General features: G+C 60.8%; 12 protein-coding genes. 5 read left to right on the top strand and 7 right to left on the bottom strand.

The genetic code is table 11. The features are described from left to right. Window positions 1–65: 65 nt before the first annotated feature. Complete coding sequence (locus RYA97_RS04230; protein ID WP_016982467.1) at window positions 66–1,553, top strand: glucan biosynthesis protein; 1,488 nt, start codon at window positions 66–68, stop codon at window positions 1,551–1,553. 19 nt (window positions 1,554–1,572) lie between these two features. Here the strand turns inward: RYA97_RS04230 and RYA97_RS04225 are convergent, their stop codons facing one another. Together RYA97_RS04225 and RYA97_RS04220 are read right to left on the bottom strand one after the other, a co-directional pair. Continuing rightward, window positions 1,573–2,979 carry a glucosyltransferase domain-containing protein gene (locus RYA97_RS04225; protein WP_117140004.1) on the bottom strand — a complete coding sequence of 469 codons (1,407 nt, stop codon included), beginning with the start codon at window positions 2,977–2,979 and terminating at the stop codon, window positions 1,573–1,575. A 121-nt stretch (window positions 2,980–3,100) separates the two neighbouring features. Next, complete coding sequence (locus RYA97_RS04220) at window positions 3,101–4,579, bottom strand: glucosyltransferase domain-containing protein (RefSeq protein ID WP_117140005.1); 1,479 nt, start codon at window positions 4,577–4,579, stop codon at window positions 3,101–3,103. A gap of 239 nt (window positions 4,580–4,818) precedes the next feature. Between RYA97_RS04220 and RYA97_RS04215 the strand changes: the two genes are divergently transcribed. After that, the gene (locus RYA97_RS04215; protein ID WP_005782898.1) at window positions 4,819–5,250 is read left to right on the top strand and encodes a universal stress protein; all 432 of its coding nucleotides are present in this window, start codon (window positions 4,819–4,821) and stop codon (window positions 5,248–5,250) included. Window positions 5,251–5,260: 10 nt separating this feature from the next. Here RYA97_RS04215 and RYA97_RS04210 read toward each other — a convergent pair whose 3' ends face one another. The 4 genes from RYA97_RS04210 to RYA97_RS04195 are packed head-to-tail and all read right to left on the bottom strand — an operon-like array spanning window position 5,261 to window position 9,901. Then, entirely contained in the window at window positions 5,261–5,722 is a 462-nt protein-coding gene (locus tag RYA97_RS04210; protein WP_005746808.1) for a response regulator, read from the bottom strand. Further along, window positions 5,719–8,055 (bottom strand): ATP-binding protein, encoded by a 2,337-nt coding sequence (locus RYA97_RS04205; RefSeq protein ID WP_005734075.1) that lies wholly within the window; start codon window positions 8,053–8,055, stop codon window positions 5,719–5,721. Before RYA97_RS04205 ends, RYA97_RS04210 begins: the two co-directional genes overlap by 4 nt. Next, window positions 8,052–8,720, bottom strand: coding sequence for a response regulator (locus RYA97_RS04200; protein WP_002552911.1), 669 nt, complete (start codon window positions 8,718–8,720; stop codon window positions 8,052–8,054). The genes RYA97_RS04205 and RYA97_RS04200 overlap by 4 nt, the downstream gene beginning before the upstream one ends. Beyond that, a complete protein-coding gene (locus tag RYA97_RS04195; RefSeq protein ID WP_117140006.1) occupies window positions 8,717–9,901 on the bottom strand; it encodes a sensor histidine kinase in 1,185 nt (394 codons plus the stop codon). The genes RYA97_RS04200 and RYA97_RS04195 overlap by 4 nt, the downstream gene beginning before the upstream one ends. 193 nt (window positions 9,902–10,094) lie before the next feature. On the opposite strand from RYA97_RS04195, the gene RYA97_RS04190 reads away from it, so the two are divergent. Beyond that, on the top strand, window positions 10,095–10,619 hold the full coding sequence (locus tag RYA97_RS04190; RefSeq protein ID WP_002552912.1) for an SgcJ/EcaC family oxidoreductase: 525 nt from the start codon (window positions 10,095–10,097) through the stop codon (window positions 10,617–10,619). A 74-nt stretch (window positions 10,620–10,693) separates the two neighbouring features. On the opposite strand, the gene RYA97_RS04185 is transcribed toward RYA97_RS04190, so the two are convergent. Next, complete coding sequence (locus tag RYA97_RS04185; protein ID WP_002552913.1) at window positions 10,694–11,230, bottom strand: RNA polymerase factor sigma-70; 537 nt, start codon at window positions 11,228–11,230, stop codon at window positions 10,694–10,696. A gap of 316 nt (window positions 11,231–11,546) precedes the next feature. Between RYA97_RS04185 and RYA97_RS04180 the strand changes: the two genes are divergently transcribed. Beyond that, window positions 11,547–12,305: a thioesterase II family protein gene (locus RYA97_RS04180; RefSeq protein WP_005746812.1), complete on the top strand. Its 759-nt coding sequence runs from the start codon at window positions 11,547–11,549 to the stop codon at window positions 12,303–12,305. Window positions 12,306–12,401: 96 nt separating this feature from the next. Beyond that, a complete protein-coding gene (locus RYA97_RS04175; protein ID WP_117140007.1) occupies window positions 12,402–25,412 on the top strand; it encodes a non-ribosomal peptide synthetase in 13,011 nt (4,336 codons plus the stop codon). Window positions 25,413–25,431: the final 19 nt, after the last annotated feature.

Here is a 25,431-nt window from a genome sequence, read left to right as displayed (position 1 = left end):
CGATATCTGCTCTGTTGTTCGTATCAGGTATCCCTTCTTCCTCACAGGCTGACGAGCCGCTGAAAATGGGCGATAGCGAGCCCTTTTCGTTTGATCGTTTAGTGCAGCGCGCAAAAGAGGCCGCCTCACAGCCGTACATTGTGCCGTCAACTCTTTCGGCGGAGGTACTGGCGAAACTGGACTACGACGCTCACGGCAAGATTCGCTTCAAGCCGGAGTACGCATTGTTCGCGGAGGGACCGGGCCAGTTTCCGATCACTTTTTTCCACCCGGGGAAGTTTTTCCCCAAGCCGGTGCGGCTCTATGTTGTCGATAAGGGTGCTGCCAGGGAAATTCTCTACGATCAGGCGTATTTCGACATGCCCGAAGACAGCCCTGCGCGTCAGTTGACTCAGGGTGTTGGCTTTGCCGGGTTTCGCTTTCAGGAAAGTCGAACAGGCGATCAGAAAAAACTGGATTGGCGTAATAACGATTGGACGGCTTTTCTCGGCGCTGCCTACTTTCGTGCCATTGGCGAGCTGTATCAATATGGACTTTCCGCACGGGGTATTGCGCTGGATGTCGCCCAGCCCGAGCGTGCGGAAGAATTTCCCGACTTTACTCACTTCTGGTTTGAATCGCCGGACAGCAATACATCCGACTCGGTCGTTGTCTATGCACTGCTTTACGGGCCGAGTATCTGTGGGGCGTATCGCTTTGCCATACAGCGTGGCAAAGGGGTGGTGATGGAGGTCGAGGCCGCACTGTTCATGCGCGGCGAAGTGCAAAGGTTCGGCATCGCGCCGATCAGTTCGATGTACTGGTTCAGCGAACAGGCCAAGAAAACAGCTGCTGACTGGCGGCCCGAGGTGCATGACTCCGACGGACTGGCGATCTGGACCGGTGCAGGCGAGCGAATATGGCGACCGTTGAACAACCCGCCGAGAACCATGGCATCTGCGTTCAGTGACAATAACCCGCGAGGTTTCGGTCTGCTGCAGCGGGATCGGGAATTCAGCCATTACCTGGATGGCGTGCATTATGAACGGCGGCCGAGCCTGTGGATCGAGCCCTTGGGCGATTGGGGAAAAGGCGCCGTACAGTTGGTTGAAATTCCCACTGACGATGAGATCCACGACAATATCGTCGCCATGTGGGTGCCTGAAAAACCGGCAGGCCCCGGAACAGATTACCGGCTGCGTTATCGTCTGCACTGGCTGGCGGATGAGCCGTACCCCGGTGAGTTGGCACATTGCGTGGCGACGCGCTTCGGTAATGGTGGCCGGCCCGGACAGACGCGACCGCAAGGCGTGCGGAAATTTGTCGTCGAATTTCAGGGTCGCACTTTGGAAAAAGTGCCGTTCAATACGTTTCCGGAAGCGGTATTGTCCAGCTCAAGAGGGACTTTCTCCAATATTTTCACTGAGGCGGTGCCTGACGGTATGGCGGGGCATTGGCGGGCGCAATTCGACCTGACGGTAGAAGGTGCAGAACCGGTAGACATGCGTCTGTATCTGCGGCTGGGTGAGCAGACGTTAACCGAGAGCTGGCTGTACCAATACCATCCATCCTGACGGATGAAGCCCGATGCGGTCAGTGCTCTGGATGATAGTCCTGCGGCTCGGTGATTTTTTTGAGTACCAGATAACCCGTATTTTCAGACAGGTGAACGCGATAAAGCGGCCTGATCAGCACCGGGGGCTGAAGATGTTCACCGACTGGCGGTTCGGTATATTTATGGACATTGATGATGCCGGTTCTCGGCAGTGCTTCCGGCAGCGTCAGGTAATGAGTATTCAGTAGGTAACCCAGTACCGGTAAGACGTTTGAGGCCGACTGCGCCGCGGGCAACCAGTTTTGCAAATAGAACCCTCGCAAATGTATACGCTCCAGCGTTCTCGACTGTGATAGCGCGTCGATGTCGTAGGCAATGCTTCGTGCAACATGCTGGCCCAGCTCTTTTTGCGCGCTCAGAACATTCCCGTAGACAAACGAAAGCGAAAGCATGCCCGCCAGTGGCAGGACGATAAACAGTCTGGGTAACAGCGTTTCCGGCGGGCAGGAACGTTCGTAAAGATAGAGCGCTGCGACAATCAGTATCGAAAAACCGGTCAGGGTTCGGGCCTCCGGGATGAAGTCTTTGAGCATCAGGGTTGTACCCGATACAAGAAATATCAGCAGTGGGGCGGTGACCAGAAATATGAAAAACACGCCCACTCTGCGCCAGAGGGGCTCGGAATATTGCAGCAGGGCTGTCGCGATGGAAATGAGTTTCACAGTGGCAACAAGGGTGATAATCGTGGCGGTCATTTCAAGTAACTCACCGTGCACGAGCAGTGCTATTTGCTGAGCCAGAAACTGTATACGGTCATCTAACTCCTGTAGCGCACCCTGATTTATATTCAGCAGATGCGTGCGGCTGCCTTTGATGAACGGTATCGCCAGGCACGCATAAATCAGAAGCCCCATTGCCAGGATGATCAGTTGGCTCAGTAGTGAAGAGAACAAGGCGTTGAACGTCTTTCTCGCCTCGACGCTGCGAATAAACTCAATACAGTACAGGCCCACTAAAACATTGAGTGCCGGCTGATAGAGTGCAAGCGCTGCAGCCACCCATAAGGCCGCTTTCCAGCTGCTTTTCAACGGCTTGCAGTTCGAATGCAGCAGTGCCTCCACCGCCAGGCACAGGCTCAGTACCATCCCTGGACCGTCGTATTGGTAAGACAGGTTCTGCAGGAAGAAGGGGTTGTACAGAACAGGCAACACAATCAGGCAGTTCAGCGCGGTAGGGCGGCTAAAGTAATGATGCGCCAAGCGGGTCAGGGATACCGCCAGCAGGCCAGTGGTCAGCAATAACGGCAGCGGGAACAGATTGATCGCGCCTGACGAAAAACCGAGCACCATATAAAGCAGGTCTACGCCGGGGCGGCCTTGTTCTGTCCAGCGACCCTGTGCAAGTTGCGACCTCCAGTAGTCATCGGCGTAAGTCTGGTCGGCCATGAGAAACGGAACTATGTACAGCAGGCTTGCCCCGAGCAGTAGCCAATATGAGTGTTGCCAGGAAAGTGCTTGACTCAGCCATCTGATAGGGGGCATGGGAAGTGTCGCTGCGGAAAGTGGGTTACGGTTCCCAGATATAAGTATCGGGGGTTGTAATTTTTTTCATGACGATGCAGCCGGTCTGCTGATGAACCTTAATGCTGTAGAACGTGCGATCAACTATCGGTGCACTGGACGTCAGGTCCTGCGCAGTGCATGGCGATGTCAGCCATTCACCGCGAGTGATACCAACGCGTTGCAGTCTTGCAGGTGTCGCGCGCTCGTCGACATTCATGATGTATTTGATCGCAGGAAGTTTTTCGAAGGTTCCGCTGGCCGCTGGCAGCCAGTTTTGAAGTGGCTGACTGTCGAAGTGAAAAGTGTCTATATTTTGCAGATCAGGCAGGGTGTCGATGTCGTAGGCAAGGCTGAAAAGTACATAAGTGCCGAGCTCTTTCTGCAGGATCAGCACTCTGGCGTAGGCATAGGAAAAGGACAGCATGCAAACGACCGGCAGGATCAGCACCAGACGCACTGCATCATGCTGTTTCCAGGCATGCGTGTTGATCAGGAAAAAAAGCGCGATCAGCAGTGTCGAGAATCCCGTCAATGTTCCGGCCCGGCCGGCGAAATCATTTGCCAACAAGGCTGTTCCGGGAATCAGCAGCAAGAGTGCAACAGGCAGGCTCAGGTAAAAGAGGACAGCGACTGCCTTGCGGGCAACGCCGTTCGGTCGCCTGAATGCATTGAGTACGTGGCTGACGTAACCAGGTAGCGCAACCAGTAAAAGCGCGATAGCCAGCCAGGTGGTGCCTGTGTTGAACAAAAATCCCACGTTCTGGTGGAGCAGGGCCAGCCGCCTGATTATTTCCGCAAGCCAATGACTGTCCATTGTCAGCAAGTCGTATGCGCCGACCGTCGCGTAAAGGCACAATCCGCACAACAACTGCGTCAGCCTGATCATCAGCAGCCTGCCAATGAAACCCGGAATGCGCTGCTGTATCAGCGCTCTCATGCATTCAACGCAACAGAGGCCGAGGAAAACATTGAGGCTTGTTGTACTGGACGCCAGTGCGCAGGCGATCATCAGGCCTGGAATGACCAGTTTTCTGACCATTGAGGGGGAGTCATAAACAATTGCGAAAACGATCAAAGCGATGCCCAGCGCAATGATCGGGCCGTCGTAGTGGCTAGAAAGGCTCTGCAGGAGGAACGGGTTGTACCAAAGCGGCAGTACCACCAGACAGTCAATCACTGTGGGCGTCGCAAAGCAGTCACGCACCCACTTGAACATGGCCCACGAAATCAGCGCTGTAGCGATTAACAGTGGCAGTGGGAAGAGTTCGGGTGCGCCGCTTGTAAAGGTCAGCGCGCGATAGGCGAGGGTGGCAAGTGGATATCCTTGCTCTGCCCATTGCCCCTGAGCATTGCTTGAGATCCGGTCATCTTCGGCAGAGGGCGCATTGGCGAGCAGTAACGGCAGAATATAGAAAACGTTGGCAGCCAGGATGAATAGCAGCGTGGCCTGTTTCGAGAGGCGTTTGTTCCAATGGGCAGTCATTGACTGATCGTTCCATGAGACCGATACCGCCACTGCCGGTCGTTGCTGGCACTACTGCACTCACTCTAGAAGAATAAATGCCTTCGTCAAATCAAATCATCCTCCAGCCCATCGTGTGTTGCGGTCGCAGAGGTGTAGGCCAGCACACATTGCCCTGAATCAACAAGCTGCCGTTCAGCAGTGGTTGCCTGCCAGTCAACGGATTATATTGATCGCATACCCCCTCAAGGAAAGCGCACATGCACAAAGTTTTGGTTCCCTTCGACGGCTCCGAGCACGCCATGCGTGCCTTGGGCTATGTCATCGAATTGTCTGGCGACCTCACCAAATCGCTTGAGGTGCATATCCTCAATGTGCAGGCCAGCCCCATTGATTACAGCCTTTATCTGGCCCCCGACATGATTGAGGGTGTGAAGGCCGGGCTGACCAATGAAGGCAAGCGGGTGCTCGATGATGCGATTGCGCTGCTGACCGCAGCGGGCGTGCCGTTCCAGGCCCATGTCGAGCTGGGCAACGTCGCCGAGCAGGTAGAAGCCGAGGTTCAGCGATTGGGATGTGATGCTGTGGTCATGGGCACCCGCGGGCTAGGCAACTTTGGCGGCCTGCTACTGGGCTCGGTAGCCACGCGGGTGATCCATGAAGTGTCGGTGCCGGTGACACTCATCAAATAAAGACGCCTCACTACTGCGTCAGCGTCCTTGGCTGGCGCAACAGCTCGATGTTTTCCGGCGGCACCAGCTTGCGCAGCGATTTATACAGAGCGCGGGTTTCCAGCAGGTTCCAGATACGCAGCATGGTTTCCAGCGCATCCAGCGGCTTGCTGATGAAATCCCGTGCGCCCAGCGCCAGTGCGCGTAGTCGGGTATCGCGTGTCGCGTCGGCGGTCAGTACCATGATCGGCAGATAGTCATTGGCCGAAATGCGCCGGTTGAGCTGTTCCAGAACCGCAAAACCATCGAATTCGGGCATGTGTAGATCAAGCACCACCAGGTCCGGCTCAAAGCTGTTGAACAGGTCCAGCGTGCGCAACGGCTCGGTGCTGCTCAGCACATTGGTCAGGCCCTCGCGGGCAAGCAGTTGTTCCATCAGATCAAGGTTGGGCCGCTGGTCGTCAATGATCAGAATGCGAAAATCTCCGGTCATGTTGGCTCCGGTAAATACTGGTCCAGGAGGGCAAGAAACACCGGCACCTGAATGGGTTTGGTCAGGATGGCCGTTGCACCGGCCTGTTTCAGTTCGCAACTGGCTTTATCACGGGTGTCAGCTGTAATCATCAGGACGGGGGTATTGGCCGTAGCCGGCAAGCGCCGCAGACGATGCAGCACCTCAAGGCCTTTGATGTCCGGCAGGTTCAGGTCCAGCAGAATCAGCTGCGGCGCATGCTGGCGGGCCAGATCCAGCCCCAGCTGACCCTGCATGCTCGACAGCAACTGGATACCGGGCCTGCGCTGCATCAGCGTCTCGATCAAGGCCATGCTCGACAGGTTGTCTTCGATGCACAGCAGCTTGCCGTGATAAGCCGGGCGAGCAGGCAGGCGGGCGACAGGGGCGGCGTCAGCAGGCATGCCAGTCTGTGGCAGGGGAGCTGTGGGGGCGTGCACCAGAACAAGTGGCAGCTCGAGTATGAAGCGGCAGCCTTCAGCCGGTGTGTTCTGCACTGACAGGGTACCGTGCATCATTTCCAGCATGCTTTTGCTCAGCGCCAGCCCCAGCCCGGTGCCCTCGACGCTCGGGTTGGCATCCAGTCGTTCGAACGGTTTGAACAACTGCCCGATACGCTCTGGCGCAATTCCGTAGCCGGTATCGATTACGCTCACGGTAACGCGCTCGTCCGACTGCTCGACTTCAATCCGCACCTGACCTTCGGGACGGTTGTATTTGATGGCGTTGGACAGCAGGTTGAGCAACACCTGAATCAAGCGCTGGCGGTCCGCGACCACGCCAAGCTTGTCAGGCAATTGCGGCAACGCTTTCAATTCGATGTTGGCATCAGCCGCCATCGGCGAGACCAGCACCAGCGCTTCTTCAAGTACGCTCGACAGTGATACCGGTTCCAGGCTCAGGGACACATGCCCGGCTTCGATTCTGGCGATGTCGAGCACTTCATTGATCAGTTTCAGCAGGTGCTGGCCGGCTCTCAGGATATGGCCGATTTGCGGTCGCTGGCTTGCAGGCGAGTCCATGTCCAGCAACTGGGCAAAGCCCAGAATCGAGTTCAGGGGCGTGCGCAACTCGTGGCTCATGCGCGAGAGAAACTCGCTTTTCGCCCGGCTGGCCCGCTCGGCTTCCTCGCGGGCCGTACCCAGGGCTATTTCGGCGACACGACGATCACTGATGTCACGGGTGATCTTGGAAAAGCCGCGCAGTTCATCATTGCCATCGTATTGGGCGGTAATCACCACGCTGGCCCAAAAACGGCTGCCGTCCTTGCGTCTGCGCCAGCTTTCTTCTGTGTAGCGGCCGTTGACCGTTGCTTCACGCAATGCCATGTCAGGGTGTTGCGGACATTCCTCCGGCAGGTAGAAAACAGAGAAGTGCTTACCGATGATCTCTTGCTCTGTGTAGCCCTTGATGCGCTCGGCACCTGCGTTCCAGGTGGTGACATAGCCGTTGCGGTCCAGCGCAAAGATGCCGTAGTCCTTCACGCCTTCGATGATCAGCCGCAAACGTTCTTCATTGTCGCGCAGCGCGCGTTCGCGTTCGGCCAGCAATTGGCCGGCTTCGACCAGTCGGGTGCCGAGCTGGCCGATTTCGTCCTTTTCCGGGGGTTGGGGCAGCAACGGGTGCCCGAGCGCCAGCCGCTGAGCATTGCGTTGCACCTGATGCACCCTCGCGACGATGCCTTTGGACAGCATCAGCACGGCAAGAATGGCTCCGAATATTCCGCAGGCGGCTGCCAGCAGGGTCGAGCGCAGCAGGCGTTCGCGGGTAGCGGCCGCCGCTTCGGTGCGTTCGGCGAGCAAGGCGTCTTCGCGCTCGCGCATGATGCCGATCCGCTCGCGCAGCTGGTCGAGCACGTACTTGTTTTCGACCAGAATGCGGGCAACGGTTTGTTGATCTTCCATGCTCATCGAGCGCAGTTTTTCCAGGCCGTCGACCTTGGTGTTGATCAGCGGCTCGATGGCTTTGAGGTGTTCGCGCATCTGCTCATCGCGCACATTGTCGTTGAGTCGCGCCAATGCCGCACCGATCAGCGGCTGCGCGTTGATGTAGCCAGGCAGGAAGTCTTCCTGATGAGTCAGCAGGTAGCCGCGTACGCTGGCCGCACCTTCTGCGATCTGGGTGTGCAGTGTCTGGATGTCGCCTTGCACCAGCAGCACACGGCGTACATCCTCCTCTGCCTGAGCGGTCTGGCGTTCAGCGATATAGATGAGCACCAGCGAGAACATGAGAATCGCCAGCGGCAAAGAAATGGCCACCAGCGCCTTGCCGCGTAACGGAAGGTCTTCCCAGCGACTGCTTCCGGTTGTCGTCATCGCCACTCGCTCGTCGACTGGCTCACCAGGCCCAGCGCCACGCCACGCACGGCGGCCTGAGTACGGTCCGAGGCACCCAGTTTGCCGATGACCTTTTCCACGTGTGCCTTGGCGGTGCCGGTAGTAATGCCGAGTTTTTCGCCGATTTCACGATTGCTGAAGCCGCCCGCCACCAGTCCCAGTACCTGACGTTCGCGAGGTGTGAGGGATTCCGGCAGGGCTGCGCCACTGGTGTTGCGCTCGGTCATGCGCCGTAGCAGGCGCGCACTGACGGTGCTGTTCAAGGCTTCTTCGCCACGGGCCACACGTTGCAGACCGGCGATTACTTCGTCGCGGCTGGCGTCCTTGAGCAGATAGCCCACCGCCCCCGCGCTGATCGCGGCTTCCAGATGATCAGTGCTGTCGTCCATGGTGAAAATCACCACTTTCAGGTCCGGCATACGCTGCTGGAGAATTCGCGCAGCGCCCAGTCCGTTGAGCACTGGCATGCGAATGTCGAGAATTGCGATGTCCGGTTGAAGTTCCTGGCACAGGTCGATGGCTTGCTGGCCGTCTGCGGCCTGGCCGACCACTTCGAATTCCGGATGCCCCGCCAGCAGCGAGACGAACCCGGTGCGGGTTACTTCATGATCGTCCGCCAAAACCAGTCGCACAGTGTCAGTCATGTTGTTGCCTTGTCTGCGGTAAAAGGGACGATGGCGCGCAGCCGGGTGCCGCGCTCAAGGCGGCTGAAGCAGGTCAGGCGGCCGCCCAGAAGGCTGGCGCGTTCCTGCATGGCCACCAGGCCCAGCTTTTGAACGCTACTGCCGTTACGCGGCTTTTCGGTGATGAAACCCCGGCCGTTGTCTTCCAGGCTTAGTGAAACATTGTCGTTACTCAGTTCCAGCGCCAATTCTACGCGGCTGGCACCGGCGTGTTTGAAGACATTGTTGATGCCTTCCTGAGCGATGCGGAATAACGCAATTTCCAGGTGGCTGGGCAAGCGTGCCTGGGAACGCGACGTCCACTGCACGGCGATGCCCGCTTCACGCAGCCGGTCGGCTTCCTTGTCGACTGCCTGCAACAGCCCGAAATCATCCAGCACGCTTGGTCGCAGACCGCTGATCAACTGCCGACCTTCACCGACGCAGTGCTGCGCCAGCTTGAGAATGGCTTGCAGGTCGGCATCCAGCGGTTCAGGCAGTTTCGGACAGCGACCGGCAAAACCCTGCAGTCGCTGGTGCAGACCGGCGAGTGTCTGGGCCAGCCCGTCGTGCAGGTCGTAGGCCATGCGTTTGCGTTCGTCTTCCTGAGCGGTGAACAACTGGCGGACCAGTTCGGACATGGTGCGCTCTCTGACGACCAGCGCTTCAAGCAGCCGATTGTTTTCCAGATGTGCCGCCAGCAACGTTGCCAGCAGTTGCAGGGACTCGATGTCCTCATTGTCCGGGGCATTGATGCCTACGCTGTTGGCCAGCATCAAGGTGCCGAAACAGCCTTCGTCGGCACCACGCAACGGCAATAACAGCACACAAGGCAAGTCGGGACCGCTGCGCTCCAGCCATTGGGGGCCGATGGCCAGCGGGTCGGCAACTGTTTCAAGGGTACTCAGGCGGTCGGCATTGCCATGGCTGGCGGTGGTCTGCACATTGTTGTCGGTGCCCCATTCCAGCAGCAGGCCATGGTCCATGGCGACGAATGCGCAGGCGCGCTGCAGCACTCGCTGGCGCATGGCCTCGGGAGGTAATTGGGTCAGCTCCTGACCGGTATCCACTAACAGACGCAGGCGAGCAGCGCGGCTTTGCGACTGGCGATACTGATTGCGGATTGCCAGCGCGCTTGCCGGGTCATGGGGGGGGCTTTGCATGGGGAGCTCCAGCGAGGGTGGATGCCCGCGCGGGCATAACGGAAGTGACGCTATTAGAACTTTATCAGGAGATAAAGCCTATCTGCCGATTGGCATACACAGTTAACCCCGGTTGGCCGATGGCGCGCAGTGGCGGGGAGGGCAAAGTGGCACTCACTGAATCCCTGAACAGATACCCCGTAGGAGAGTAGCGATGAAAACTAAATTGACCGCCCTGGCCCTGTTGCTGGCTGTGAGTGCACCGATGGTTCAGGCTGCTGCCGAGCCGTCCGGCTACACCTACCGCATGGTGGCCGAGACGCCAAGCAATGTGAATGACAAGGAAATCGCCGGTCTGTTTGACCGTTGGAACAAGGCCCTGCAGACCGGTAACTCGAAGACAGTCGCCTCGTTATATGCGCAGGACGCAGTCTTGCAGCCTACGGTCTCCAACAAGGTACGTGCTACTCCGGCAGAGATCACAGACTACTTCGATCACTTCCTGGCGCTTAAACCGGTTGGCGAGATCAACTACCGTGAGATTCGTCGTCTGGGGCCTGATGCCGCTGCGGACAACGGTGTCTACACCTTCACTCTGACGGCTGCAGACGGCAAGAAAACCAAGGTACAGGCGCGTTATTCGTTCCTTTACCACCGCATCGGCAACGAGTGGAAGATTCTCAACCACCACTCTTCGGCCATGCCGGAAGTACAGCCTGAATATCAGGTCAGCCGCTGATCGACTGTCTATTCAAGGTAGAAACAAAAAATCCGGAGCCAGTGCTCCGGATTTTTTTTTGTCTTTCTGAATTATCACGCTTCAGCGTTGGCACCGTTGACCTTGCGACAATGAACAAGCGCATCGCGGATCATGAAGTTGACCAGCGTCGGCGACACGCCCAGTTCCTTGGCGATGTCCTTTTGTGGCACGCCGTGCAGACGGTACATCTCGAACGCGTATCGGGTGCGGGGCGGCAGTTCGGTCAGGGCGTCGGCAATTTTCTCCAGGCTGGAGAAGTTGATGTGCGAGGTTTCCGGCGATGCACCCTGAATGACCACATTCAGCCCCTCGGCCTCGGGGCCGGTGTATTTCTGTTCCAGCGCCTGTTTGCGGTAATGATCGATGGCCAGATTGCGCACGATCTGAAACAGGTAACTGAGCTGGGCCTTGAAAGTCAGCGTGGCTTGAGGTGCCGAGCGCAGTCTGAAAAAGGCGTCCTGCACTACGTCCTCGGCCCGGGACCGGCAACCCACGATGCGCGCCGCGATTTTGACCAGCAGCAAGTAGTTGTCGACGAATGCCTGGAGTAATGGTGAGTCGCACTTACTTGTGATTACGTGTTCCGTCATGGAATTCACCTTGCTGCTTGAACAATTGAGGGGGAGGGCTGCAGGAGGGGCAGCGCCGTCACATGGGGCAACAAATTAGCCTTAATGATAATTATTGTCAAATGCGAAAGCCAATCAGCGCACTTTAACAGTGCGGCCTCGTCAGGTGCGCTCTCGCGACGCGCATCTCCACTAATTATTTGCAGACGCCATCCGTTCTCATTGGTGACAGGCCCGACCACGGTTGCGGCCAGGGAATACCTCAGGAGAACCCCATGCGCTTCGATCACGCGCAACGCCGCTTTCACATCCGCGCCAACAGACGGACGGTTCAGATATGAGTACGTCCGTGAGCCTGACGCTGTTCTGCCTGCCTTTTTCCGGCGCCAGCGCGATGTTCTACAGCCCCTGGCGGCGCAAATTGCCGGAGTGGCTGAATGTACGGCCTCTGGAGCTTCCCGGTCGCGGCATGCGTATGGACGAGGCGTTGCAGACCGATATCGTGCAACTGGCCAACCGTCTGGCCGACGAAATCAGCGCCGAGCTGGACAAGCCCTATGCGTTGTTTGGCCACAGTCTGGGCGGGCTGCTGGCCTTTGAGCTGGCGCACGCCTTGCGCGAGCGCGGTCTGCCCGCACCGCTGGCGCTGTTCGCATCAGCGACTGCTGGTCCGGTGCGCCGCGATGTCAGCGAATACGTCGCCGCCAAGACCGATGCGCAACTGATCGATCGGCTGCGCACGCTCAAGGGCACCAGCGAAAACGTCATCGCCAATCAGGAGCTCATGCAGTTGATGCTGCCGATCCTGCGCGCCGATTTTCTGCTCTGCGGCAGCTTTGTGTATGGCGTGCGCGAGCCACTCAGCGTGCCGATCCATGTATTTGGCGGCAAGCAGGACAGCATCAGCGTCGAGGAACTGCTCGACTGGCAGGAAGAGACCCGCACCGGATTCTCTTTGGACATGTTCGAGGGCCATCACTTTTATCTGGTCGACGAGCAAACACAGCTGCTCCGTCTGCTGCGGCGCTATTGCGAACAGCACCTGGCCCGCTGGCGCAACAGCACCTCACGGCAAATGAACCGGGCCGCCGGTTGACCCTGTTTGCCTCGCGCGCGGCCTCTCTGCAGGGCGCGTGTCTTTTTTTGAAATTCAGATCTTATCTGGCACGCCGAATCTAGCAGGAACTCCATCATGGATGCGTTTGAACTCCCCGACACTCTGGCCCAGGCTCTTCAGCGTCGCGCCTTGCACACGCCGGATCGGCTGGCGCTGCGTTTCCTCACCGACGAGAAAGACCAGGGACTGGTGTTGACCTACCGTGACCTGGACCTGCGCGCGCGGACCATCGCTGCTGCGCTGCAACGTCAAGCCGTGCCGGGTGATCGGGCAATTCTGCTGTTTCACAGTGGGCCGGACTATGTCGCTGCGTTTTTCGGCTGCCTGTACGCCGGGGTCATTGCGGTGCCGGCTTACCCGCCGGAATCCAATCGTCGTCATCATCAGGAACGGCTGCTGTCGATCATCGCCGATGCCGAGCCACGGCTGGTACTGACCGGTTCCGACCTGCAGCCCGCCTTGCTGCAGATGGATGAGCTGGCTGCTGCCGATGCCCCGCAACTGCTCTGCGTCGATACGCTGGACAGTGCGTCTGCCGACAATTGGCAGGGGCCACAATTGCAGGCCGACGACATCGCTTTCCTGCAATACACCTCGGGCTCGACCGCCTTGCCCAAGGGCGTGCAGGTCAGCCATGGCAACCTGGTTGCCAACGAACTGTTGATTCGTCATGGCTTTGGCATCGACGTCAATCCGGACGACGTGATCGTCAGCTGGCTGCCGCTGTACCACGACATGGGCCTGATCGGCGGCTTGTTGCAGCCGATTTTCAGTGGCGTTCCGTGCATCCTTATGGCCCCCGCTTACTTCCTCACGCGGCCATTGCGCTGGCTGGAAGCTATCAGCGAATACGGCGGCACCATCAGCGGCGGGCCCGACTTTGCCTACCAGCTGTGCAGCGCGCGGGTCAGTGATTCGGCGCTGGAGCGGCTCGACCTGAGTCGCTGGCGCGTGGCGTATTCCGGCTCCGAGCCTATCCGCGAAGACAGCCTGAATGCGTTTGCCGATAAGTTCGCCAGTTGCGGCTTCACGCCTGACAGCTTCATGGCCTCCTATGGGCTGGCCGAAGCCACGCTATATGTAGCGGGTGGCAAACGCGGCAAAGGCATTCCTTCGCTGCGTTTGAATGCGCAGGCGCTGGCGCGCAATGTGGCAGAGTTGGGCGACGGTCAGCCAGTCATGAGCTGCGGCACCGGCCAGCCGGGGCATGGCGTATTGATTGCCGACCCCGCCACACTGCAAGTACTGGACGAAAACCGTATCGGCGAAGTGTGGGCCAGCGGGCCGAGCATCGCCCACGGTTACTGGCGCAACCCTGAAGCCACCGCCAAGGCGTTCGTCCAGCATGACGGCCAGACCTGGCTGCGTACCGGCGACCTGGGCTTTCAGCGGCATGGCGAGTTGTACATCACCGGTCGTTTGAAAGACATGCTGATCGTCCGTGGCCACAACCTGTACCCGCAGGACATCGAGAAAGTCGTCGAGCGCGAGGTCGATGTGGTGCGCAAAGGCCGTATTGCGGCATTTGCGGTCAATCAGGACGGTAGCGAAGGCATTGGGATCGCTGCCGAAGTGAGCCGCAGCGTGCAGAAAATACTGTCCGCCGAGGCGCTGATCAAGATCATTCGCCAAGCCGTTGCCGAGGCGTTTCAGGAGGCGCCGAGCGTTGTGGTGCTGCTCAATCCGGGCGCTCTGCCCAAAACCTCCAGCGGCAAGTTGCAGCGCTCGGCCTGCCGCACGCGTCTGGCCGATGGCAGCCTGGACAGCTACGCGGTGTTTCCCGCGAACGATACGACGCTTCAAAACCGGACCCTGAGCACAGGATCGGACCTGCAAGCGCAGATCGCCAGCGTCTGGTGCGAGCATTTGCAGTGTGAGCAGGTCAGCGCCGACGATCATTTCTTTCTGCTGGGCGGCAACTCCATCGTCGCCACCCAAGTGGTGGCAAGGTTGCGTGAAACACTGGGCATCGACCTGAACCTGCGCCTGCTGTTCGAAGCGCCGACGCTGGCCGCCTTTGCGGCGCAGATCGAAGCGCTTCAAATCGCCGCATCGCAAGGCGACAGCCAGACGCAGAACGCTATCGTCCGCCTGCCGGGCAACGAGCATCTGCCACAATCGCTGGCACAGAACCGCCTGTGGTTCCTTTGGCAACTTGACCCGCAAAGCAGCGCCTACAACATTCCCGGTGGTCTGTACCTGCGTGGCGAACTGGACACCACGGCGTTGCGTACCAGCTTCCAGCGCCTGATCGAGCGCCATGAATCGCTGCGCACGCGCTTCTATGAGCATGACGGTGTCGCCCTGCAGCGCATCGACGCGCCCGGTGAGTTCCATTTCGACACTCTGGATATCAGCGACCTGCCGAGCGACGAACGCCAGACGCGTGCGCTGGCGATCCGCGAAGAGCAGGCGCGTCTGCCATTCGATCTGCAAAACGGCCCGTTGCTGCGCGTTACGCTGCTGCGACTGGACGAGGAAGAGCATCAGTTGCTGGTCACGCTGCACCACATCATTGCCGATGGCTGGTCGCTGAATGTGCTGATCGACGAATTCTCGCGGCTCTATGCGTCGGCTGTTCAGGGGCAGCCACTGGAACTGGCACCTCTGCCACTGCGTTACGCCGACTATGGCCAATGGCAGCGCGAATGGCTGGCAAACGGCGAGGCCGAGCGCCAGCTCGACTACTGGAAGCAGCAACTGGGCGATGAGCAGCCAACCCTGGAATTGAGCACTGATCGTCCGCGCTCGGCACATCAGCAGCACAGCGCTTCGCGTTACAGCCTGCGCCTGAGTGCCGAGCTGAGCGCCGCCGTACGCAACACCGCGCAAGCCTGGCAATCAACGTCGTTCATGCTCTTGCTGGCGGGCTTCCAGGCCTTGTTGCATCGCTACAGCGGGCAGACCGACATTCGCATCGGCGTGCCCGGTGCCAACCGTCCTCGTCATGAAACCCAGGGCCTGATCGGCTTCTTCATCAACACCCTGGTGCTGCGTGCGCAACTCGATCCGCGCCTGCCGTTTTCCACACTGCTGGCCCAGACCCGCCAGGCCGCGCTGGACGCTCAGGCGCATCAGGACGTGCCGTTCGAACAACTGGTCGAAGCGTTTCCGCAGGCCCGTGAACGCGGGCTGTTTCAAGTCATGTTCAACCACCAGCAACGCGACCTCGGCGCACTGCGTCGTCTGCCGGGGCTGCTCGCCGAAGAACTGCCGTGGCACAGCCGCGAGGCCAAGTTCGACCTGCAACTGCACAGCGAGGAAGACCGTAACGGTCGCCTCAACCTGTCCTTCGATTACGCCGACGAGCTGTTCGAGCGCGACACCATCGTGCGTCTGGCGCGGCACTACGTTCAGTTGCTGACCCAGGTCAGTCAGCAGGCGCAGGTTGCGCTGGGCGACGTGCAATTACTTGGCGCTGACGAGCTGGCCGAACAGGCGCAGTGGAGCGCTGCCGCCTGCACGCCTGCACACATCTGGCTGCCTGAAATGCTGGAGCGTCAGGCGCTGCAAACCCCGGAACGCATCGCGCTGGTGTGGGAGGGCGGCAGCCTCGATTTCGCCAGCCTGCATGCCCAGGCCAACCGTCTGGCGCATTACCTGCGCGACAAGGGCGTCGGCCCGGACGTCAAGGTGGCAATCGCCGCCGAGCGTTCGCCGCAACTGTTGATCGGTCTGTTGGCAATCCTCAAGGCCGGGGGCGCCTACGTGCCGCTGGACCCGGATTACCCGATTGAACGACTGGCCTACATGCTGCAAGACAGCGGCGTCGAGCTGCTGTTGACCCAGAGCCATCTGCTCGGCGACCTGCCGAGCGCAGACGGGGTCTGCACGGTTGCGATGGACATGCTGCACCTGGACAACTGGCCGGTCAGCGCGCCGGGCCTGCACCTGCACGGCGACAACCTGGCCTACGTGATTTACACCTCCGGCTCCACCGGTCAGCCCAAAGGCGTCGGCAACACCCACGCGGCACTGGCCGAGCGCCTGCAATGGATGCAGGACACTTATGGGCTGGATGAAAGCGACGTGCTGATGCAGAAGGCGCCGATCAGCTTTGACGTGTCGGTCTGGGAATGCTTCTGGCCGCTGATTACCGGTTGCCGACTGCTGCTGGCAGGCCCCGGCGAACACCGCGACCCGCATCGCATCGCGCAATTGGTCAACGAGCACAATGTGACCACGCTGCACTTTGTGCCGCCCCTGTTACAGCTGTTTGTCAACGAGCCGCTGGCGCAGCAATGCACCAGCCTGCGTCGCCTGTTCTCTGGCGGCGAAGCGTTGCCGAGCGAACTGCGCAACCGGGTGCTGGAGCATCTGCCGGGCGTACAACTGCACAACCGTTATGGCCCGACCGAAACTGCGATCAACGTCACCCATTGGCAATGTCAGGTTAGCGACGGCCTGCGTTCACCGATTGGTCGTCCGCTGGGTAACGTGCTGTGCCGGGTGCTGGACAGCGAGCTCAACCTGCTGCCGCGTGGGGTTGCCGGGGAACTGTGCATCGGTGGCATCGGCTTGGCGCGTGGCTACCTGAATCGTCCGGGCCTGACCGCCGAGCGCTTTATCGCCGATCCGCTGGGCCAGCCGGGTGAGCGCTTGTACCGCACCGGCGACCTGGTGCGCTGGGCCGCTGACGGTGCGCTGGAATACCTTGGGCGTCTGGATCAGCAGGTCAAACTGCGTGGCTTTCGCGTCGAACCGCAGGAGATCGAAGCCCGTCTGCTGGCCCAGCCGGGTGTTGGTCATGCTGCCGTGCTGGTGCGCGAAACCGCCGCCGGCCCGCAACTGATCGGTTACTACACTGCCGAAGCCGGGCAGGATGTTCAGGCCGAGCGCATCAAATCGGCGCTGGCTCTGGAACTGCCGGATTACATGGTCCCGGCGCAGCTGGTGCGCCTCGACAGCATGCCGCTGAGCCCGAGTGGCAAGCTGGATCGACGCGCCTTGCCCGAGCCTCAATGGCAGACTCGCGAGCATGTCGAGCCGCAAACCGACCTGCAAAAGCAGATCGCCGCTGTCTGGCGCCAGGTGCTGGGCGTGCCGCGCGTCGGCCTGCGCGACGACTTTTTCGAGCTGGGCGGGCACTCGTTGCTGGCCACGCAGATCATTTCCCGGGTGCGTCAGGTCTGCGATATCGATTTGCCGTTGCGTGCGCTGTTCGAAGCCAGCGAGCTGGGCGCGTTTGTCGAACAGGTTCAAACCATTCAGCTGTCGGGCGAGCGCAGCAGCCTGCAACCGATCGCCCGTGTCGACCGCAGTCAAGCGGTGCCGCTGTCTTATTCCCAACAGCGTATGTGGTTCCTCTGGCAGATGGAACCGGACAGCCCGGCGTACAACGTCGGCGGCATGGCACGCCTGAACGGCGTGCTCGATATCGAACGTTTCGAAGCCGCGCTGCAAGCCTTGATCCTGCGCCACGAAACCCTGCGCACCACCTTCCCGAGCGTCAACGGCGTAGCCTGCCAGAAGGTCAGCGAACAGACCGGCCTGCGCGTGCAATGGCAGGATTACTCGGCCCTGCCTGCCGAGCTTCGTCAGCAGCGCCTTCAGGCACTGGCCGACAGCGAGGCGCATCAGCCTTTTGATCTGGAGACCGGTCCGCTGCTGCGTGCCTGTCTGGTCAAGGCGGCTGATCTTGAGCATTACTTCGTTCTGACCCTGCACCACATCGTCACCGAAGGCTGGGCGATGGACATTTTCGCTCGCGAACTGGGCCTGCTCTACGAAGCATTTCTGCAAGGCAAGCCGTCGCCGCTGGAACCGCTGGCGGTGCAATATCTGGATTACAGTGTCTGGCAGCGTCAGTGGATGGAGGCGGGCGAGCGCCAGCGCCAGCTGGATTACTGGACCGCGCAGTTGGGTAACGAGCATCCGCTGCTGGAACTGCCCGCTGACCGGCCACGCCCAGCGGTACAAAGTCACCAGGGCGAACTGTACCGTTTCGACCTGAATCCCGAACTGGCCGCCAAAGTCTGCGCGTTCAACGCCCGCAATGGCTTGACCCTGTTCATGACCATGACCGCCACACTGGCGGTGCTGCTCTACCGTTACAGCGGCCAGAATGACCTGCGCATCGGTGCGCCGGTGGCCAACCGCATCCGTCCGGAAAGCGAAGGGCTGATCGGCGCGTTCCTCAACACCCAGGTGCTGCGCGTGCAGCTTGACGGGCAAATGAGCGTTGCGCAGCTGTTCGAACAGGTTCGTCACACCGTCATTGAAGGCCAGTCGCATCAGGACCTGCCGTTCGATCATCTGGTCGAAGCCCTGCAACCGCCACGCAGCGCGGCCTACAACCCGCTGTTCCAGGTGATGTGCAACGTGCAGCGCTGGGAATTCCAGCAAAGTCGCGAGCTGGCGGGCATGACCGTTGACTATCTGGTCAACGATGCGCGTGCCACCAAATTCGACCTCAACCTGGAGGTCACTGAGCTGGATCACCGCTTGGGTTGCTGCCTGACCTACAGCACCGATCTGTTCGACGAGCCGCGCATCGCGCAGATGGCCGGGCACTGGCTGAACCTGCTACAAGCACTGCTCGCCGACCCGCAACAGCGCCTGAGTGAACTGCCGCTGTTGCAGGACGCCGAACGTCAGCAACTGCTCGACAGCCTGGGCGTCGAAGCCGGCGAACAACGGCTTGATCAGTGCATTCACAGCCTGTTCGCCGAGCAGGCCCGGCTGCGCGCAGATGCGCCTGCGTTGACCTTTGCCGGGGAAACCCTGAGCTACGCCGAGCTGGACGCCCGCGCCAACCAACTGGCCGGAATGCTGCGCCAGCGCGGCGTCGGCCCGCAGGTTCGCGTCGGCCTGGCGCTGCCGCGCTCGCTGGACATGGTCGTCGGCCTGCTGGCGATCCTCAAGGCCGGTGGTGCCTACGTGCCACTGGACCCGGAATATCCGTTGGAACGCCTGCACTACATGATCGAAGACAGCGGCGTCGGCCTGCTGTTGAGCGACCGTGCGCTGTTTGCCGCGCTGGGCGAGCTGCCTGCCGGTGTGGCCCGCTGGTGCCTGGAAGACGATCAGCCGCTGCTGGCGTCTTTCTCAACCGATGAACTGCCGTTTATCAGCCTGCCGCAGCATCAGGCGTACCTGATTTACACCTCCGGCTCTACCGGCAAGCCCAAGGGGGTGGTGGTGTCCCACGGTGAAATCGCCATGCATTGTCAGGCGGTGATTCGTCGCTTCGACATGCAGCCCGATGACTGCGAACTGCATTTCTATTCGATCAACTTCGATGCCGCCACTGAGCGCCTGCTGGTGCCACTGCTCAGCGGTGCGCGCGTGGTATTGCGCGCCCAAGGCCAGTGGGACGCCGAAGAAATCTGCACGCTGATTCGCCAGCAGCAGGTCAATATTCTCGGCTTCACCCCCAGCTATGGCAGCCAGTTGGCGCAGTGGCTGGCCACTCAAGGCCAGACCTTGCCGGTGCGCATGTGCATCACCGGCGGTGAAGCGCTGACCGGTGAACACTTGCAGCGTATTCGCGCAGTCTTCCAGCCGGAACTGTTGTTCAACGCCTATGGCCCGACCGAAACCGTGGTCATGCCGTTGGCCAGCCTGGCCCCGCAGCAATTGGAAGAGGGCGAAGCCAGCGTACCGATCGGTCGTGTGGTCGGGGCGCGGGTTGCCTATATTCTCGACGCCGATCTGGCCCTGGTGCCACAGGGCGCGAGCGGCGAACTGTATATCGGCGGTGCCGGTCTGGCGCAGGGCTACCATCAGCGCCCCGGCATGAGCGCCGAGCGCTTCGTGGCCGACCCGTTTGCCAGCAACGGCGGGCGTCTGTATCGAACCGGCGACCTGGTGCGCCAGCGCGCCGATGGGCTGGTGGAATATCTGGGGCGTATCGACCATCAGGTGAAGATTCGTGGCTTCCGTATCGAACTGGGGGAAATCGAAACCCGTTTGCTGGAACACGAGGCCATCCGCGAAGCCGTGGTGCTGGCGTTGGACACGCCGTCGGGCAAGCAACTGGCGGGTTATCTGGTCAGTGATGTGGCCGGGCAGGGCGACGAGCAGCAGGCGCAATTGCGTGAATCGCTCAAGTCGCACCTCAAGGCGCAACTGCCGGATTACATGGTGCCAACTCACCTGATCCTGCTCGACAGCATGCCGCTGACCGCCAACGGCAAGCTCGACCGACGCGCATTGCCTGCACCGGACCCGGAACTCAATCGTCAGCATTACGTAGCCCCGGCCAGTGAACTGGAGCAACAGCTGGCAGCGATCTGGTGTGCGGTGCTGAATGTGGAGAAAGTCGGCCTCAACGACAACTTCTTCGAACTGGGCGGCGATTCGATCCTGTCGATTCAGGTGGTCAGCCGGGCGCGTCAGGTGGGTATTCATTTCAGCCCGCGTGATCTGTTCCAGCACCAGACCGTGCAGACCCTGGCCGCCGTGGCGACCGCCAGCGAACTGATTCAGGCCGAACAGGGCCTACTGCAAGGCGCATCCGTGCTGACGCCGATCCAGCACTGGTTCTTCGACACGCCGATCCCCGAGCGTCAGCACTGGAACCAGTCGCTGGTGCTGGAACCGATCAATGCACTCGACCCGCGTCTGCTGGAGCAGGCACTGCGGGCGCTGCTCGAACAGCATGACGCACTGCGCCTGAGCTTCACCGGGCAAAACGGCAAATGGCAGGCCGAGCACCGCGCCGTCACCGCCGAAACCCTGTTAATACAGGCGCAGGTCGCCGACATGGCCGAATGTGCCGCGCTGTACGCCGACACCCAGCGCAGCCTCGACCTGCAAAACGGCCCGCTGTTGCGCGCCTTGCTGGTCGATGGTCCGCAGGGTCAGCAACGTCTGCTGATGGTCATTCACCACCTGGTGGTCGATGGCGTTTCGTGGCGGGTGCTGCTCGACGATTTGCAAACTGCCTATCGACAGTTAAGCGAAGCAACGCCAGTGCGCTTTGCCGCCAAGACCAGTGCGTTCCGTGACTGGGCCGCACGTTTGCAGGCCTACGCGGGTAACGAATCGTTACGTGAAGAGCTGCACGTGTGGCAGCGTCAGCTTGGCGGTCCAGTGGCGCAGTTGCCGTGCCACAACCCGCAGGGCGGCCAGCAGAATCGTCATGCGCAAACCGTCAGCGTGCGGCTGGATGCCGAACGTACCCGACAACTGCTGCAACAGGCACCCAGCGCATACCGCACTCAGGTCAACGACCTGCTGCTGACGGCGTTGGCGCAAGTGGTCTGCCGCTGGAGCGGGCAACCATCGACGCTGGTCCAGCTGGAAGGGCACGGCCGCGAAACCCTGTTTGACGACATCGACCTGACCCGCACGGTCGGCTGGTTCACCAGCGCTTATCCGCTGCGCCTCACGCCAGCAGTGGCTGGCGATGCAGCGCCGGGGGAGTCGATCAAGGCGATCAAGGAGCAGCTGCGTCAGGTGCCGCACAAAGGCCTGGGCTATGGCGTGCTGCGCTATCTGGCCGACAGTGCCAGCAAAGCCGCCATGCAGGCGCTGCCGGTGGCACCGATCACCTTCAACTACCTCGGTCAGTTCGACCAGAGCTTCGCCAGCGATGCGTTGTTCCGTCCGCTGGAAGAGTCAGCGGGCGCGGCCCACGATCCGCATGCGCCGCTGCCCAACGAGCTGAGCATCGACAGCCAGGTGTATGGCGGCGAACTGCTGCTGCGCTGGACTTTCAGTGCCGAGCGTTATCAACCCGCCGCCATCGAAGCGCTGGCGCAGGATTACCTGGCCCGGTTGCAGGCGCTGATTGCCCATTGCCTGAGCGATGGCAGCGGTGGCCTGACGCCTTCGGACTTCCCGCTGGCCGATCTGGATCAGGCGCAACTCGACGCACTGCCGGTCGCTGCGACGCACATCGAGGACGTCTACCCGCTGACACCAATGCAGGAGGGCATGCTGCTGCACACCCTGCTGGAACCGGGCACCGGCCTGTATTACATGCAGGACCGCTATCGCATCAACAGCGCGCTCGACCCAGAGCGTTTTGCCCAGGCCTGGCAGGCGGTGATCGCCCGTCATGAAGCGCTGCGCGCCTCGTTCTGCTGGGACATCGGCGAAACCATGCTGCAGGTCATCCACAAGCCGGGTAGCACGCCGATTGATTATCTGGACTGGCGTGACGTACCGGAGGACCAGCAGGAGCCGCGTTTGCAGGCCTTGCTCAAGTCCGAGCGCGAGGCCGGTTTCAACCTGCTCGATCAGCCGCCGTTCCACCTGCGCCTGATTCGCGTCGATGAAGCGCGCTACTGGTTCATGATGAGCAACCACCACATCCTCATCGATGCCTGGTGCCGTTCGCTGCTGATGAACGACTTCTTCGATATCTACACTGCGCTGGGCGAAGGTCGTGAAGCACAACTGACGCCTGCCCCGCGTTATCGCGACTACATCGGCTGGCTGCAGCGCCGTGGCCTGGCGCAGGCGCGTGACTGGTGGCAAGACAACCTGCGCGGCTTCGAACGGCCGACGCCGATCCCCAGCGACCGGCCGTTCCTGCGTGAACATGCGGGCGACAGCGGCGGCATGGTCGTGGGCGATTGCTACACCCGTCTCGATGAACGCGACGGCGCACGACTGCGCGAGCTGGCGCAGCAGCATCAACTGACCGTCAACACCTTCGCCCAGGCAGCGTGGGCATTGACCCTGCGGCGTATGAGCGGTGATCGCGACGTGGTGTTCGGCGTCACGGTGGCCGGTCGTCCGGTGGAACTGCCGCAAATGCAGCGCACCGTTGGGCTGTTCATCAACACCATCGCGCTGCGCGTCGGCATGCCCGGCGACGATCAGCGTTGCAGCGTGCGCCAGTGGCTGAGCCAGTTGCTGGACAGCAACATGCAACTGCGCGAGTACGAATACCTGCCGCTGGTGACCATTCAGGAAAACAGCGAACTGCCCAAAGGCCAGCCGCTGTTCGACAGCCTGTTCGTGTTCGAGAACGCACCGGTGGAAGTTTCGGTGCTCGACCGTGCGCAAAGCCTCAACGCCACGTCGGATTCCGGTCGCACCCACACCAACTATCCGCTGACGGCCGTCTGCTATCCGGGTGATGATCTGGGCCTGCATCTGTCTTACGACCAGCGTTATTTCGATGAGTCCACCGTGCAGAACATGCTCGGCGAGTTCAAGCGTCTGCTGCTGGCGCTGATCGAGGGCTTCCACGGCGACATGAGCGAACTGGCACTGGTCAGCGAGCAGGAACGCACGTTCCTGATCGAGGGCTGCAACCAGAGCGAGCACGCGTACCCGCTGGATAAAAGCTATGTCGAACTGTTCGAAGCACAGGTCGTGGAGCATCCCGAGCGCATTGCGGTCAGTTGCCTGGATCGCCAGCTCAGTTATGCCGAGCTGAATATTGCCAGCAACCGTCTGGGCCATGCCCTGATCGAGGCCGGTGTCAGTTTCGATCAGCCGGTTGCCTTGCTCTCCGAGCGTGGCGTTGAACTGCCGGGCATGATCATCGGCAGCTTCAAGGCCGGTGGCGGTTACCTGCCGCTGGACCCGGCGCTGCCCGATTCGCGACTGAGCGGCATCATCGGCCAGAGCGGCACGCCGCTGCTGGTGTGCAGCGCGCAATGTCTGGAACAGGGCAGGGCGCTACTTGAAGCGCTGCCCGAGTCCACTCGTCCGCAGTTGCTGGTCTGGGAAACTGTGCAGCAGAGCGAATCAGCGCAGCACAACCCCGGCCGCTACAGCGCACCGGAAAACCTCGCTTACGTGATTTTCACCTCCGGCTCCACCGGGCTGCCGAAGGGCGTGATGGTCGAGCAGCGCGGCATGCTCAACAACCAGTTGAGCAAGGTGCCGTACCTGAGCCTGAGCGAAAGAGATGTCATCGCCCAGACCGCTTCGCAGAGTTTCGACATCTCGGTCTGGCAGTTCCTCGCTGCGCCGCTGTTTGGCGCGCGGGTGGACATTGTGCCGAACGACATCGCCCGCGACCCGCAGGCCTTGTTGGCGCATGTGCAGGCCCAGCGCATCAGCGTGCTGGAAAGCGTGCCGTCGCTGATAACCGGCCTGCTCGCCGAGCAGCAGGCAACGCTCGACAGCCTGCGCTGGATGCTGCCTACCGGCGAAGCCATGCCGCCCGAGCTGGCCAGCCAGTGGCTGCAACGCTACCCGCAGATTGGGCTGGTAAATGCCTATGGCCCGGCTGAGTGTTCCGACGACGTGGCGTTCTTCCGCGTTGATGCAGCGTCCACACGCAGCGCTTATCTGCCGATCGGTTCGCCGACCGACAACAACCGCCTGTACCTGCTCGACGAAGCGCTGGACCTCGTGCCGCTGGGCGCAGTGGGTGAGCTGTGCGTGGCCGGGGCCGGAGTCGGCCGTGGTTACGTCGCTGATCCCTCGCGCAGCGTGCCGGTGTTCGTGCCGCATCCGTTCGGTGCACCGGGCGAGCGTCTATACCGCACCGGTGACTTGGCGCGGCGGCGCAAGGACGGCGTGCTGGAGTACGTCGGCAGGGTCGATCACCAAGTGAAGATTCGCGGTTATCGTATCGAGCTGGGCGAAATCGAAACCCGCTTGCTGGAGCATTCGGCGATCCGCGAGACGGTGGTACTGGACGTCGACGGTCCGCTGGGCAAAGTGCTGGCGGCCTATCTGGTGCCAAGCGCTGCCACGCAGGATCCCGATGCGCTACGAGACGAGCTGAAAAACCATCTCAAAGCCAGCCTGCCGGACTACATGGTACCTGCGCATCTGGTGATTCTGGAGGCCATGCCGCTGACGCCGAACGGCAAGCTTGACCGCAAGGCCTTGCCTGCGCCGGACGTCAGTCAGGCGCAGCAGGAATACCTCGCGCCGCAGACCGAGATGGAGCAGCAACTGGCGACCATCTGGGCCGATGTGCTCAAGGTCGAGCGGGTGGGCATTACCGACAACTTCTTCGAGTTGGGAGGGCACTCGCTGCTCGCTACCCAGGTCGTCACCCGTGCGCAGAAGCTGTTGCAGCGCAACGTGCCATTGCGGGCGATGTTCGAATTCAACACCGTTCAGGCGTTGGCCGAGCATCTGCAAAGCCTTGGCGGAGCGCAGGTTGACGAGCAGAAATTCGACCGTCTGGCGGACTTGATGGCGGAACTGGAAGGGCTCTGATCGGCCTCTCGTCGGCGCG

This window comes from Pseudomonas syringae group sp. 26L6, assembly GCF_032587815.1.
GTDB classification, from domain to species: Bacteria; Pseudomonadota; Gammaproteobacteria; order Pseudomonadales; family Pseudomonadaceae; genus Aquipseudomonas; species Aquipseudomonas amygdali.
This window is presented reverse-complemented; position numbering and strand designations above follow the sequence as displayed.